Annotated in this window: 13 protein-coding genes; 6 read left to right on the forward strand and 7 right to left on the reverse strand. The window is 48.1% G+C overall.

What is annotated here, in order from left to right; translation table 11 throughout:
- Nucleotides 1-310: 310 nt before the first annotated feature.
- On the reverse strand, nucleotides 311-1,216 hold the full coding sequence (locus ACZ5ZC_RS16625) for a LysR family transcriptional regulator (protein WP_464932142.1): 906 nt from the start codon (nucleotides 1,214-1,216) through the stop codon (nucleotides 311-313).
- A 121-nt stretch (nucleotides 1,217-1,337) separates the two neighbouring features.
- Here ACZ5ZC_RS16625 and xapA point away from each other — a divergent pair, with 121 nt between their 5' ends.
- Nucleotides 1,338-2,162 (forward strand): xanthosine phosphorylase, encoded by an 825-nt coding sequence (gene xapA, locus ACZ5ZC_RS16630; protein ID WP_021822698.1) that lies wholly within the window; start codon nucleotides 1,338-1,340, stop codon nucleotides 2,160-2,162.
- Nucleotides 2,163-2,266: 104 nt separating this feature from the next.
- On the opposite strand, the gene ACZ5ZC_RS16635 is transcribed toward xapA, so the two are convergent.
- Nucleotides 2,267-2,878 carry a bifunctional 4-hydroxy-2-oxoglutarate aldolase/2-dehydro-3-deoxy-phosphogluconate aldolase gene (locus ACZ5ZC_RS16635; protein WP_005379148.1) on the reverse strand — a complete coding sequence of 204 codons (612 nt, stop codon included), beginning with the start codon at nucleotides 2,876-2,878 and terminating at the stop codon, nucleotides 2,267-2,269.
- A gap of 9 nt (nucleotides 2,879-2,887) precedes the next feature.
- Nucleotides 2,888-4,264, reverse strand: coding sequence for a GntP family permease (locus ACZ5ZC_RS16640; RefSeq protein ID WP_012841240.1), 1,377 nt, complete (start codon nucleotides 4,262-4,264; stop codon nucleotides 2,888-2,890).
- Between the two features lie 153 nt (nucleotides 4,265-4,417).
- Between ACZ5ZC_RS16640 and ACZ5ZC_RS16645 the strand changes: the two genes are divergently transcribed.
- On the forward strand, nucleotides 4,418-4,942 hold the full coding sequence (locus tag ACZ5ZC_RS16645) for a gluconokinase (protein ID WP_005467756.1): 525 nt from the start codon (nucleotides 4,418-4,420) through the stop codon (nucleotides 4,940-4,942).
- On the forward strand, nucleotides 4,942-6,738 hold the full coding sequence (gene edd / locus ACZ5ZC_RS16650) for a phosphogluconate dehydratase (protein WP_464932143.1): 1,797 nt from the start codon (nucleotides 4,942-4,944) through the stop codon (nucleotides 6,736-6,738). Before ACZ5ZC_RS16645 ends, edd begins: the two co-directional genes overlap by 1 nt.
- 537 nt (nucleotides 6,739-7,275) lie before the next feature.
- On the opposite strand, the gene ACZ5ZC_RS16655 is transcribed toward edd, so the two are convergent.
- The 4 genes from ACZ5ZC_RS16655 to ACZ5ZC_RS16670 form a co-directional block, all read right to left on the reverse strand.
- Nucleotides 7,276-7,605 (reverse strand): SMR family transporter, encoded by a 330-nt coding sequence (locus ACZ5ZC_RS16655; protein ID WP_053807555.1) that lies wholly within the window; start codon nucleotides 7,603-7,605, stop codon nucleotides 7,276-7,278.
- Complete coding sequence (locus ACZ5ZC_RS16660) at nucleotides 7,602-8,006, reverse strand: SMR family transporter (protein ID WP_012841241.1); 405 nt, start codon at nucleotides 8,004-8,006, stop codon at nucleotides 7,602-7,604. The genes ACZ5ZC_RS16655 and ACZ5ZC_RS16660 overlap by 4 nt, the downstream gene beginning before the upstream one ends.
- A gap of 271 nt (nucleotides 8,007-8,277) precedes the next feature.
- Nucleotides 8,278-9,213: a LysR family transcriptional regulator gene (locus tag ACZ5ZC_RS16665; protein WP_182019122.1), complete on the reverse strand. Its 936-nt coding sequence runs from the start codon at nucleotides 9,211-9,213 to the stop codon at nucleotides 8,278-8,280.
- Nucleotides 9,214-9,268: 55 nt separating this feature from the next.
- The gene (locus tag ACZ5ZC_RS16670; RefSeq protein WP_005394370.1) at nucleotides 9,269-10,276 is read right to left on the reverse strand and encodes a LacI family DNA-binding transcriptional regulator; all 1,008 of its coding nucleotides are present in this window, start codon (nucleotides 10,274-10,276) and stop codon (nucleotides 9,269-9,271) included.
- 219 nt (nucleotides 10,277-10,495) lie between these two features.
- Between ACZ5ZC_RS16670 and ACZ5ZC_RS16675 the strand changes: the two genes are divergently transcribed.
- Genes ACZ5ZC_RS16675 through ACZ5ZC_RS16685 form a run of 3 tightly spaced genes read left to right on the forward strand, consistent with a single transcriptional unit; the run spans nucleotide 10,496 to nucleotide 13,909 of the window.
- The gene (locus ACZ5ZC_RS16675) at nucleotides 10,496-11,848 is read left to right on the forward strand and encodes a serine/threonine-protein kinase (protein WP_145473379.1); all 1,353 of its coding nucleotides are present in this window, start codon (nucleotides 10,496-10,498) and stop codon (nucleotides 11,846-11,848) included.
- 13 nt (nucleotides 11,849-11,861) lie between these two features.
- Complete coding sequence (locus ACZ5ZC_RS16680; protein WP_395186196.1) at nucleotides 11,862-13,334, forward strand: chromosome partitioning protein ParA; 1,473 nt, start codon at nucleotides 11,862-11,864, stop codon at nucleotides 13,332-13,334.
- Nucleotides 13,335-13,336: 2 nt separating this feature from the next.
- Complete coding sequence (locus ACZ5ZC_RS16685; protein ID WP_005394366.1) at nucleotides 13,337-13,909, forward strand: sigma-70 family RNA polymerase sigma factor; 573 nt, start codon at nucleotides 13,337-13,339, stop codon at nucleotides 13,907-13,909.
- Nucleotide 13,910: the final 1 nt, after the last annotated feature.

Genomic DNA, 13,910 nt, shown 5'->3' on the forward strand with positions numbered 1-13,910 from the left:
AAGGGGCATAAATGAGCTTGGTGGTATTATCCATCAACCACAACATCTTAAAACGCACTCTTTATTCAGTGACTAATTTTCTGGAAACTGGTACTCTCAAAACTCAAATTTTAGGAAAAATAGTTAAAATTCTCTATTTTTCTGAAAAAGGCTACCCAGCCTCACCATATAAACCTTTCCAGATTTATTTCAGAACCTACTTGTGTTGGTAGATACCAACGATGCGTTAATTACGCGCTAATCGCATTGCTGATTTCAGCGAATCATTTGAAAAGGTCATCTTAGGATGACCTTTTTTGTTATCCCATGCTTAACTCGCATTCTCTAATAATGTGCGAATAAACTCGGCTTTGATAGCACTCTCCTGCTTACCGTCATGAATCAGGCATAAGTCTGCACGCAGTGATTCTTTCAGCTTGATAAAACGAATCCCATGCCAATGATGCTGAGAAAACGTCGACGGCACCAACGTCACGGTATTGCTGTTTGCTACATACGCCATCAAGGTGCTTGGCTCCACCACTTGTTTGCCAATATGGGGTGAAAAGCCTTCTTGCAGACAGGCATTGATGATGAAGTTTGCCGAGGCAGAATTCGCCAAGCTCATAAACGCAAACTCACACGTCTTTAAATCTTGGAGCCGCAGCAAAGATTTGCTGGCTAACTCATGTTGCTCCGACACCGCCACCACAAACACATCTTTGCCCAAAGATACCGACTGATACGGATAAATGTTGAGTGCATCGGCAAAACGAACAATGCCCACGTCGATTTTCTTCTCACTCAGATGCTTCTTTTGCGTCTCTGGGTTAAGGTCAAAAATGTCGGCGTGATAAGTGCTATGCTCAGCATGGAAGCGCTGTAACAAACGATCAAATCCGCCCCAAAATGCGCTACTTACCACACCAACTCGCAAGATATTTCTCTGGTTCAACCCCACTTGCTGCACTTGATTGAGCGAGACATCCAAGGTCTGAAAAATCAGTTGGCATTTGGACTCCAACAATCGCCCGGCCTCCGTCAGCATGACGTTTCTTGAATCACGCTCAAACAGTTTGACGTTAAGCTCTTCTTCCAACTCTTTGATGCGATTGCTCAACGGCGAATTGGTGATATTGAGGTTCTCGGCGGCCTTAGTGAAATGCTTGGTTTGTGCGACCTCGTAAAAGTAACGCAGCATCTTCAGCGTCACGCGCTCAAATGGTTCTGACTTCATGCATTGAGTCCTAGCGAATTTCATCATCCTCTTTTTAAGGATGATAGTAACGAATAAAGCAAAGATAACCAGCGCAGAAAGTCACACAATGGAATCAACACACAACCAGAAGGTGACTAACATGAATCACGATCCAGTAATCGACGCGCTACAAACCATTCGTGAACGCAAACCAAACTTCCAACCTAAAGCGGCGTTTATTTTAGGCTCAGGCTTAGGCGTATTGGCAGACGAACTACAAGACAAAGTGGTCATTCCATACGAAGAGCTCGAAGGCTTTCCGGTTAGCACCGTGCAAGGCCACTCTGGTGAGTTGGTGCTTGGTACCATGGGCGGCGTAGACGTAGTGTGCATGAAAGGTCGCGGTCACTACTACGAACACGGCTCAATGAAGGTCATGACCACGCCCGTGCGCACCTTTAAAAAGCTGGGCTGTGAGTTTCTGCTCGTCACCAACGCGGCAGGCTCACTTCGCCCTGAACGCATCGACGTCGGTTCTCTGGTGGTATTTCATGACCACATCAATACCATGCCTGAATCGCCAATGATCGGTCCGAATGATGAAGAGTACGGCCCGAGGTTCTTCAGCCTCGCCAATGCGTACGACAAAGACCTGCGCGCAGAAGCGTTTGAAGTCGGCAAAGCCAATGGCATTCACCTGAATGAAGGTGTGTTTGTCTCTTACACAGGCCCCAACTTTGAGACCGCAGCCGAAATCCGCATGATGCAAATCATCGGTGGTGATGTAGTGGGCATGTCGGTCGTGCCAGAAGTGATTTCTGCGGCGCATTGCGGCTTACCCGTATTGGCAGTGTGCGCGATCACCAACATGGCAGAAGGCTTGGGAGATGTAGAACTGTCTCACGCCCAAACATTGAAGTGCGCGAAGCTAGCCGAAGCCGATTTCATTCGCTTTATTAAGCGCTTTATGAAGCATCACTTCTAAAGCCGCTTCATTCCAAAAGCAAAAGGGCCATCAAGTAACTTGATGACCCTTTTTCGTATCACGTTTCCCAACGTTCGGGGGCATTTCGGAGCCGTTTGTGCGTTTTACTTAACTGCGCGAACCAATTCAGCAATGCCTTCCCAATCGCCGTTGTCCATCATTGCGGTTGGCACCATCCAAGTACCGCCACAAGCTACAACCGATTTCAGCGCTAGGTAATCTTCCACGTTGGATGGGCTTACGCCACCTGTTGGCATGAATTCCACTGGGTAAACCGCCGTGAGTGCTTTCAGCATGCTTACGCCGCCTGATGGCTCAGCAGGGAAGAACTTCAACGTACGCAGACCCATTTCCATCGCTTGCTCAACCAAGCTTGGGTTGTTTACACCTGGTACGATAGTCACGCCACGTTGCTGACAGTATTTCACTGTGGTTGGGTTGAAACCTGGGCTAACGATAAAGTCCACGCCCGCTTCGATCGCGATATCCACTTGTTCTGTGGTCAGAACGGTGCCCGCGCCAATCAACAGCTCTGGGTACGCTTCACGCATGATGCGAATCGACTCCGCCGCCGCTTCTGTGCGGAATGTTACTTCAGCACATGGTAAACCGTTTTCTACCAACACTTTTGCCAGTGGCAGAGCGTGTGCTACGTCGTTGATTGCGATAACTGGGACGATTTTGATTTCTCTTAATCGTTGTTCAAGTGTTGTCATGGGGAACCTCTAAAGAATAAAGCTTAATGTTGCGACGATAATAAACGCGATACCACCAAGTAACGTTTCCATTACCGTCCAAGTTTTTAATGTGGTTTTCTCATCCATCTCAAGCAGACGAGAGACCAACCAGAAACCAGAGTCATTGAAGTGAGACAGTACCGTTGCACCACCCGCAATCGCGATTACGATAAAGCAAAGGTCTAGTTCACTCAAACCTGTTGATGCTGCCACAACTGGCGCGATAAGAGCCGCCGTCGTGGTTAGCGCTACGGTTGCCGAGCCTTGAGCAACACGCAGACAGGTTGAAATCACAAACGCCGCCACAATCACAGGCATACCTGTGTCTGTAAGAACGTCAGCCAGTGCATCACCAATACCGCTTGAGCGCAGTACGCCGCCAAACATGCCACCTGCACCCGTTACTAGGATAACACCACAGATAGGAGCTAATGACTCACCACACAATTTTTCTAGTTTTGCCATGCCGTAGTCTTTGGCAAACACAGCCAAACAGACAATCAAAGTAATCAGCAACGCAACTGGGGTTTTACCTAGCATACGTAGGAACTCAACCAGTGCCGTTTTGCCATCAATCACACCCGCAACCGCCAGTGTGTTCAATACCGTATCCAAACAGATTAGCAGGACTGGCAGCACAAGGATGGTCATAACCGTGCCAAATTTTGGTGCGTTGCGCTCATCCACCATCGCTTCGCCATTAAAGAAGGCTTTAGATAGTGGAATATCGAATTTTTTGCCCGCGTACAAGCCAAATAAGTAAGCGCCAAGGTACCAAGTTGGAATAGCCACCAGAATACCCACCACCAATAACAGACCGATGTTTGCGCCAAGAAATTCTGCCGCTGCAACCGGCCCTGGGTGTGGTGGAACAAACGCGTGCATAACCGCAAAAGCACCGGCAGCAGGCAACGCGTATTTAATTGGTGAGCCACCAAAACGAGCCGCCACACTTAGGATGATTGGCATCATCACGACAAGGCCAGCATCGAAGAAGATTGGGAAGCCAAACAGTAATGAAGCGACGCCCAAAGCAAATGGTGCGCGCTCTTTACCAAAGCGACCAATCAAAGTGTCTGCCAGCACTTTCGCACCGCCAGTCACTTCAAGAATTTTACCGATCATCGCACCAAGACCAACCAGCAATGCCACGGAAGCCAGTGTGCCGCCGAAGCCGCCCATCATGGTCGATACGACTTTCTCAGAAGGAACGCCAGTGGCGATTGCTGTGCCTAAACTCACCATAGTAAGGGAAGCAAAAGCATGGACTTTCAGTTTAATGATCAGAACGAGTAACGCTGCAATGGCAAGGCCTGCAATCGTCAGTAGGAACGTAGGATCTGGGGCTTGGGTTAATTGCTCCATAGGTTCACCTTTAAGAATTATTGTTTGTGTTATGGTTCACATTTATTTCAGTTACCGGTAACATGTTACCGATAACATGAATAAGATAAACCCATATTTTAAAGTGAATTCAAAAATTGAGATCACGCGCAAATTTGGTTATGAGGATAAGTTATGGCTGGTAGTAGTGTCATCGTTATGGGCGTTTGTGCTAGTGGTAAAAGCACAATTGGTGAGCATCTAGCGAAAAAGCTAGGGCGTAAATTCATTGATGGTGATGATCTTCATCCACGAGCGAACATTCAGAAAATGGCATCGGGCCAGCCTCTGAACGATGATGATCGCAAGCCATGGCTAGAACGCATTCGTGATGCGGCGTACAGCCTAGAAAGCAAAAACGAACACGGCATTATTGTCTGTTCAGCACTGAAAAAGATTTACCGCGATCAGATCCGCGAAGGCAACGACAACGTGACCTTCCTGTTCCTTGATGGCGATATGGAGTTGATCCTGAATCGCATGCGTATGCGCAAAGGCCACTTCATGAAAGAAAACATGGTGAAGAGCCAATTCGAGACGCTAGAGCGCCCAGACAACGAGCCTCAAACTCTGATCGTCAGTATCGACGGAGACATCAGCGACGTGGTGGAACGCTCTGCCGCTGAGCTAATCAAAATGCAAGCGATCGAGGTGGCGTAATGACTCACTCTGTTGTTCTTGAGGTCACACAACGTTTGACCGAGCGCAGCCGTGAAGCGCGCGCTGCGTTTCTTGCTCGCACCGAAGTGCAAGCCGAAGCTGGCAAAGGCCGTGTTGGTTTATCTTGTGGTAACTTAGCCCATGCAGTCGCCGCTTCTTGCTCTTCTGAAAAGAAAAATATTCTCGATTTTACTCATGCCAATGTCGCGCTGATCAGCGCTTACAACGACATGTTGAGCGCCCACCAGCCGTACCAAGACTACCCAGCACAAATCAAACAAGTGCTGGCGGACTACGGCCATACAGCGCAAGTCGCAGGTTGTGTGCCAGCGATGTGCGATGGGGTGACTCAAGGTCAAGCAGGCATGGATATGTCGCTGTTTTCGCGTGACTTAATTGCGCAATCAACGGCGTTATCTTTGAGTCACAATGTCTTTGATGCCACATTACTGCTTGGTATCTGTGACAAAATCGCCCCGGGGCAACTGATGGGCGCGCTGTCTTACGCGCATCTACCGACTGCGTTTGTACCAGCGGGTCTGATGGCAACAGGCATCAGCAACGAAGAGAAAGTCGACGTGCGCCAAAAATACGCAGCGGGTGAAGTCGGCAAAGACGCTCTGCTGGATATGGAGTGTCGCGCTTACCACTCTGCGGGTACGTGTACGTTTTACGGCACCGCCAACACCAACCAGTTGGTGTTCGAAGCCATGGGCTTGATGCTGCCAGGTTCGGCATTCATTCATCCCCATACCCAACTGCGTATAGCGTTAACCGATCACGCGGCTCTGAAAATCGCCTCAATGACGGCGGGTTCTGCACACTTCCGTCCGTTGGCAGAAGTGGTCACAGAAAAGAGCTTGGTCAACGGCATCATCGCTCTACTCGCATCTGGCGGCAGCACCAATCACACCATTCATATGATCGCCGTGGCGCGTGCTGCTGGCATCTTGCTCACGTGGCAAGACATCAGCGATCTGTCGGATGTGGTTCCTTTGTTAGCTCGCGTTTACCCGAACGGCCCAGCCGATATGAACGCGTTCCAAGACGCGGGGGGCGTGCCTGCGTTATTGCACCGCTTGAACCAATCCGAGCTTTTGCATCGCGATGTGAAACCCGTGTTTGGTGAATTTGAAGACCAAATGACGCTGCCGAGCCTTGTCGATGGCCAACTGACTTGGACACCGTGCCAAGGCAGCCAAGACGGTGACGTGATCGCCAAACCGGACGCCACTTTCCAAAACACCGGCGGCACTCGCGTACTGACTGGCAACTTGGGTAAAGCCGTGGTGAAAGTGTCTGCGGTGAAAGAAGAGCAACGCGTGATTGTGGCACCAGCGATCGTATTCCAATGCCAACACGAAGTGGAAGCTGCGTACAAACGTGGTGAGCTGAACAAAGATTGCATCGTTGTGGTCACACACAACGGCCCAGCGGCAAACGGCATGCCTGAACTGCACAAGCTGATGCCCATTTTAGGTAACGTGCAAAAAGCGGGCTTTAAAGTGGCGCTGGTTACTGACGGTCGTTTATCTGGCGCGTCAGGTAAAATTCCGTCTGCGATCCATGTTTCTCCAGAAGCCATTCGTGGCGGCGCGATTGGTTTGGTGCGCAACGGCGATTTGATTCGTCTGGATTGCCAAACGGGCGAATTGAACAACTTAAGTGACACCACTGGTCGCGATTTGATTCATTTCGACACCGAATCTACCCAACAAACATGGGGACGAGGCTTGTTTAGCGTGATCCGCCAAAACGTCTCTAGCGCAGAAGAAGGCGCAAGCTTCATTGTTTAAGGCGAGAAGAAAAACCTCGTCATTTCGACAAGCCTAAGCAAGATCAGGAATTTAATATCAACGTGCTGTGAAGCCAGAGAAAACACCTCTGCCACAGCACTTTTTTGTTGGTAGATTCTGAATCACGCTCGTCCCTCGCTGTTCAGAATGACGAGATGTGGGATTGGTCATTTTTCTTTTTCAATAAACGAATTAGTCCGTCATTCCGACGAGCCTAGGCGAGATCAGGAATCTACTATCAACGTGCTGTGAAGCCAGAGAAAACACCTCTGCCACAGCACTTTTTGTTGGTAGATTCTGAATCACGCTCGTCCCTCGCTGTTCAGAATGACGAGCTTTGGGATTGGTCATTTCTCTTTTTAAATAAACGAATTAGTCCATCATTCCGACGAGCCTAGGCGAGATCAGGGATCTACTATCAACGTGTTGTGAAGCCAGAGAACCCCCTCTGCCACTGCACTTTGTTGTCGGTAGATTCTGAATCACGCGCGTCCCTCGCTGTTCAGAATGAAGATATCTGGGGTTCAGAGGATTGCATTAAGCGGTTTTCATCACCACGACTGCAGCAATCACCACAAAGATACCAAACCAGCCGATTGGCTTGAGTTTCTGTTTAAACAGCAAGGCACCACCAACTGCGGTACCTAAGATACCGATCGCGCCCCAAGAGGCGTAAGCAATGGCTAAGTCGATCTCTTTCACCGCTTGCGCCAATAGCGTGAACGCAGCCAGTACCAACACAATCGCGGTAATGCCCCAGCCTTTGTATTTAAAGCCGTGAGAACGTGTGAGCGCCATATTGGCCACGATGTCGACCAAGGCAGCCATCACGACAAATCCAAATGACATCGTAAAAAATTGACTCATGATTCACACCTTACACTTGTAGAAAATGAACGTTCTTTTGCCAGTTTATCGGCGTTTTTCTTGGTGTTAGATTGCCCGTGTGACTCCCCTAAAGTCACACAAACGATGCCGATGACAGCTAACATCAAACCAAGCAGCTCTTGGGTATTTAAGTCAGAATCAAACAACACGATCGAAACAACCGTGATCAATGAGATACCCAACCCTTCCCAAACAGCGTATGCCACGCCGATAGAAATCTTTTTCGCAGCAATCGAGAGGAAGTAGTACGACACCGCAATCAATACGTACATCACGATGTAGCCCAACCATCCATGACCTTGTCCGATAAAAGACATGGTGCTGGTGCCTGCTACTTCGGCAACGATGGCGAGCAATAAAAATAGACGTGCAACTAGCATGATGAATCCTCCATCAGAAATTAAAAAACTGCATAACGGAGAATGGTGAATGTCACGCATCTATATCGACATTCAAAAAGTTAAAAAGATAAAAATGAGCCACTTCTCCTGACTATTTGAGATAAGGTTAGCGCTGAGCAGGAAAAAGAGACAGGTAATTGAGATATTCATTTTTGAATATCTATAGGATCGAGTTGTCTATGTAATCACACATTTTCTTCATGGTTAAATTGTGCAGAGAATCTCGTTGACGAGAGACAATAATCAGTCGTCACTGTGCGAAAATTAATGGCGTCTTCAGAGTTTGGCGTACCACTTTATGTAAGTGTCGGTGCAAAGGATGGTTGCGATTGGTTTGTAAGAAACCGCCAGAGACGACAAACTGGCTAAACTCACGGTTGACCAAAGGCATCGCGTAAGAGTCCAGCTCCGGCATCAATACTGCCGAGCTTTGGCTGGCATACATAATCGCGTCGGTTTCTTGCAACATTTGGCACGCCACACGCAAATTATAGGATTTCAATAACACCACAGGCTCATAGCCCATACGACGATATTCGGACTCCACGGTACAAAGTGGTTTATACGAGGCGGGCGCAGGCAGAGACACCAGAGGCAGTTTGGAGACCGTGTCCCAATCATTGCTGACTTTCGACAAAGTCGGGTGGTTTTTACGTGCCAAAATCACCCGTTTTTCAACAAACAACGGACGCATATAAATGTCTTTCGACAGCTCGGTCTCTTGGTCAAGAATGCAGTAATCGTGCTCACCCTCTAACATTTCATCGTGCGAGTAACTGTTCCAACTGGAAAAGGCAAAGTGCGCTTTAGGGAACGCTCGATGGCAGCCAGTTAGCAATCGCTGCCCTTGTTCATCCATCAAATAAGGGTCGGTTACAATCGCGATCTGCCCTTGGTATTGCTGAGGGTCGAATACTTCAAACTCTTGCACCACTTTTTCCAGTGGTGCAATCATGTTGTCGAACTCGGCGGCGAGACGTATTGCCATCGGTGACGGCTCAACCCCATGCGCTTTACGCACAAACAGCGGGTCATCAAACACTTGTTTGAGCTTCATCACGCCGCGACTGGCGCTCGGTTGAGAAATGCCCAGCTGCATTGCGGCCAGCTTGATGCTGCGGTTTTCCACCACTGCCTTTAATAAACGCATTAAGTTGAGATCCAATGCATCCAGCTGATGTGCCATACCCTAACCTGCCAATACCATTGATGAGCGATTACAGAGAGCGGATAACTGCGAGTTAAACACTCTCTCCTGAGGTAATTTGATACCCCATATCAACCACTTTTTCTTCTTGCGCTTCACCTTTCAGACGCGCGATCAAAAGCTCTGCGCTCTTTTCACCGATTTTGAAACGCGGTGTATCGACGCTAGTCAGTTTCGGGCTGATGGTTTGACCAATATCCAGCGCGTTATAGCCCACAACCGCCAGCTGCTGCGGAACTTGAATGCCACGTTGTTGCGCGCTCAGCATGGTCCCTATCGCGATGTCGTCGTTGGTACAGAATACGCCATCAAGCGTTGGGTGAGTTTCTAGCGCGCGTTCAAGCAAATCATGCGCTAAAGAGAAGCTAGAGTGATCACCCGTTAATACGTGCTTAGGTTCTAGCCCTGCTTCCGTCATCGCGCGATCATAGCCTTGCATACGCAGCTTGGTTCGCGTATCCAAACGCGCCCCAAAATAAACGATTGTGCGCTTACCTGAATCTAGCATCTGCTTAACCGCCGTGTACGAGGCATCTTCATGATCGAGCCCAACCGCCATATCAATCGGCTTTGGTGGTAGTTCCATGGTTTCCACTACAGGGATCCCTGCATTTTTTATCATCTGCAATGTACGCGGCGTGTGATGGCTTTCGGTTAGAATAAGTCCATCGACCTGATAAGAGAGTAATGACGCGATCTTGCGTTCTTCTTCAAGCTCATCGTAGCTAAAATGCGCTAAAAGCGTCTCATAGCCATTGGCTTTGGTCACCATCTCAATGCCCTGAACAAAGGAAGCAAAAATTTGGTTGGACAATGAGGGCAGTAAAATACCAATGGCTTTACTGGACGACTTTGACAACATAGCGGGGGCACGGTTCTCGATGTATCCCATCTCTTCAATCGCTGTCGCAATCTTGGCCCGAGTCTTTTCTGCCACCGATTCAGGGTTACGCATATAACGTGAAACCGTCATCTTCGTGACACCAACTTGGTCTGCGACATCCTGCAATGTCGTGCGAGTTTTCTTATTCTGTTGAGCCATAAATATGTGATTTATCAGTAATGTTACAAGTAACATTATGACGAATAGACTCTCTGCCGACAAGCTCAGTGAAAATAATTCGCAAAATCATGACGTTATTATTCTATTAGCCACCAAATTGCGTTTCATACATTGTGAGTCAAAGCCGAATAAATAAATGACATTTATATCAAAGTTCTTATAAAATGCCGTACCTAAAAGAATAAGACATTAGGCACAGTGCAGTTAGGCTCTAGCGAAACTCAGATTTACTATCACTTGCTTGATCTGGACGACTCCCAAAAGCAGCAATACCTCCAAGCATTGCAACAAAGTCAACCTGAGCTGTATCAACAACTCGTTCCTCTTTTAGCCCACGAGACACCTGAAGAACAACTAACGCAGTTACTTTACTTTGGTGCTCACCAGGCTACGAACCGAGACGTCGATCTAAGCGGAGAAGTCATCAGTAAGTATCGCCTAACTCATGAGTTGGGTCGCGGTGGCATGGGTGTCGTTTACGCCGCTCTACGGGCAGATGAAACGTTCGAGCAAGATTTAGCTATCAAGTTTATTCAAAGCAATTTGAGTAATGTGCTGGGACAACGTGCACTCTTCGATGAGGCACAACTGCTCGCGCGCCTAAACCATCCATACATAGCGAAAGTGTTTGATGGCGGCCTTCATCAAGATTCAGTTTACATCGTGATGGAGCGGGTATTTGGTCAAACCTTAGATGAATACCTGTCAGAAAATAAGCTGGAAAAGACAGAAAAACTGCTGCTGTTTAAGCAGATTTGTCAGGCGATGGAGCACGCCCACCAGCATCATGTTTTGCATGCCGATCTAAAACCAGAAAATATACTGATTGATCGTAGCAAACGACCCAAACTGCTCGACTTCAACTTGACTCAAAAAGCGCACTCCACCCGAGAGGGCTCACCCTCGGCACTGATTGCGTTTAGCCAAAATTTTGCCAGCCCTGAGCAGCAGGCAGGACAAGTACTGACAGAGCAAAGCGATGTTTATTCATTGGGCAAAATCCTCGCTTTGATGTTTCCGTCACCAGCGGTTTGGTCTGATGTGTATTGGGTGATAAGACGGGCGACGCGTCCAGCCACCCAAGTGCGATACTCAGATGTACGAGCGCTACGCATTGATATCGAGCGAATTATCGAACGTCGCCCTATCGAGCAGAAAAAACACTGGCCGTTGTATAGCGCCTTTCGCTTGGTGCAACGGCGCCCTCTTGCTTCTGCATTGTCAGGCATCATCGTGCTATCAGGTGTGCTATTTGGCAGCGCCATGATGCAAAAGAATATCCAACTGCAACAAGAGAAGAAGATTGCAGAAGATATGATGTACGAAATGACTCGCCTTATCTTCCACGCGAAGGGGCAGAATGTCGAACACCTCTCGGTGAGCTCCATGATGGAGTTAACACGAAGGCGGATACTCTCTAATCCAGATATCCCCAAACATATAAAACAAAAAATGTTGTTGGCGATGATGACACCGGTGCCAAAGAAGCACCTAACTACTCCAATGAGTTGTCAGCCAAATTGTGCGTCTGAGGACAGCACCAACCCATAAGGCTTAAAACAAGATGTATACACGTTCAGTGGTATTTTGGCTGTCTGCATTGACGGCTACCTCCACGTTAGCAGCAGACACTTCTGCTGCCACTTCACACCCGCCCACTTCATCCTTGAAGCAAGGCTACTTTATCGATGCGCCGGTGACTGGCTTGTATTACAAAACCAGTTCCAATATCACTGGCGTTACCCAACAAGGGGCATTTCACTACCAACCTGGTGATGTGATTAGTTTCTTCCTTGGCAACGATGAGAAGGGTTATCTGCTGACAACCTTATCGAGCCAAGAAGTGCTTACACCGACGATGGCAACAACCAAACCCAGTCGTAGCATCAATATGACGCGCCTGCTGCTCTCTCTCGACAGCACGCCTGAGAATCGTAAGGAAATTGTCTTAGCCAACCGCGTGTTATCTGATGCTCGCTTTCAAAACCAGCTCAAGGGCCTTGACCTCAATTATCTGGATGACGCCAAACGTCACCTCAATCTCGACTGGGTGTCTGTCGATGAGGCAATTGAGCACCTAAACGAAAGCCAGCTGTACATTGAGAAAAACTTTGCCTCAGATGAGATCATCTTCGAACCTCGCGGCATGACGTTCAAAAACATCGTGATCAAAAAGAAAGATTGGCAAGGCCGCGCTTGTGCTTACGATTTACGTTATCAACATCATCCTAAATATCGCCCTCCGTTTGGTGAAACTCGATTCACCATCACCAAAGATTCATTGATTGAGCATCCAAGCATTGGCGATCATTTTCAAGGTTGCTTCCTCTCGATGAAGCGCCCTATCACGGAAGATGTTGTCGAACCGATAAGCAAGTTTGCGGATTGGTTTAATATCGTCGGTTGCTCAATCACTGGGTGCACCCGCAACGACTTGAATGGTTTCTCTCTCGAAGACTTTGATGATGAAGGCGACTGGAAATACCGCTCCGTTGCACTCAACTTTGATCCAAGTACTGAGCTACTGATGGAAAAAGTACAAGGCCTTGGGCGTAAAAAAAACATCCACCACCACAATCGTACAGAAATGCTGTGGTTTACGTATCCCAATACTAGCGAACACGACATTGACTACCTCGGCGTGTGGCAGCAAACCGAATACCACCAGCAGTCCATGACACAATCGTGCCTATTGATGCGCCACCAACAAGTCATGCGACTGCCGCACAATGCAGACACCTGTCCAACCGACGCAAGCCTATACACACAAGATGTCACCCAAGAGTATGCGGACATGTGGTGGGTCAACAATGACGAACCCAAAGCCGAGCTTGCGCAAATGAATGTCATGGTACGTTGGTCAACGACCCCTGCCGAAATCAATTACACCACTTGGGAATATCTGCCCGCTGGCGCAACTTGGGAACAAGGCATTTTATATCGCTATCAACAAGATGTTCTCCGCAACCGAGACGGCTCCGATCGCATTGAAACCCACACCATTTCTGAATTTGTCAAAGTGAGCGAGGATGTATAACCATGGCAACAGCAGTAGCACTGACACAAATCATTCAACAATGGCAATCTGGTGATAAACAAGCTGAGAGTGAGCTCTACCAATTTGCGTATTTGCAGTTACGTAAGATCGCCCAACACGAGCGTGAACGAAACGCGGAAAAGTACGGCACCGACAACAAAGTATTGGCCGATAGCGTCAACAGCACCACGGCATTAATTCATGATGCTTACCTGAAGATGTCCAACTGCGACATGAGTGAAATTGAAACAAAACGTGATTTCTTTTTGATGGCCGCCAAAGTGATGCGTCAAATCTTGATCGATAACGCACGCTCGCACCAAGCACAAAAGCGACAACACATCACATTGATGAGAGATGAAGAAGATCGCTTCGAACAGTTGATCATCATGGATAAAGCGCTGGATAACTTCAGTAGCCGTTACCCACGCCAATCAAGTGCACTCAAACTCAAGTATTTAATGGGCATGAAAAACCAAGAAATCAGTGAACTGCTCGAGTGCAGCGCGAGCTTAATAGAGAAAGACCTAAAATTCTCTCGCAGTTGGTTGCAATCACGAATGGCGCACGCGTAAT

It is taken from the genome of Vibrio sp. JCM 18905, assembly GCF_055393305.1.

Bases quoted from the DNA above. Each gene is read 5' to 3' on its own strand.
- ACZ5ZC_RS16625 (WP_464932142.1), bottom strand. From the start codon at position 1,216: ATGAAGTCAGAACCATTTGAGCGCGTGACGCTGAAGATGCTGCGTTAC.
- xapA (WP_021822698.1), top strand. From the start codon at position 1,338: ATGAATCACGATCCAGTAATCGACGCGCTACAAACCATTCGTGAACGC.
- ACZ5ZC_RS16635 (WP_005379148.1), bottom strand. From the start codon at position 2,878: ATGACAACACTTGAACAACGATTAAGAGAAATCAAAATCGTCCCAGTT.
- ACZ5ZC_RS16640 (WP_012841240.1), bottom strand. From the start codon at position 4,264: ATGGAGCAATTAACCCAAGCCCCAGATCCTACGTTCCTACTGACGATT.
- ACZ5ZC_RS16645 (WP_005467756.1), top strand. From the start codon at position 4,418: ATGGCTGGTAGTAGTGTCATCGTTATGGGCGTTTGTGCTAGTGGTAAA.
- edd (WP_464932143.1), top strand. From the start codon at position 4,942: ATGACTCACTCTGTTGTTCTTGAGGTCACACAACGTTTGACCGAGCGC.
- ACZ5ZC_RS16655 (WP_053807555.1), bottom strand. From the start codon at position 7,605: ATGAGTCAATTTTTTACGATGTCATTTGGATTTGTCGTGATGGCTGCC.
- ACZ5ZC_RS16660 (WP_012841241.1), bottom strand. From the start codon at position 8,006: ATGCTAGTTGCACGTCTATTTTTATTGCTCGCCATCGTTGCCGAAGTA.
- ACZ5ZC_RS16665 (WP_182019122.1), bottom strand. From the start codon at position 9,213: ATGGCACATCAGCTGGATGCATTGGATCTCAACTTAATGCGTTTATTA.
- ACZ5ZC_RS16670 (WP_005394370.1), bottom strand. From the start codon at position 10,276: ATGGCTCAACAGAATAAGAAAACTCGCACGACATTGCAGGATGTCGCA.
- ACZ5ZC_RS16680 (WP_395186196.1), top strand. From the start codon at position 11,862: ATGTATACACGTTCAGTGGTATTTTGGCTGTCTGCATTGACGGCTACC.
- ACZ5ZC_RS16685 (WP_005394366.1), top strand. From the start codon at position 13,337: ATGGCAACAGCAGTAGCACTGACACAAATCATTCAACAATGGCAATCT.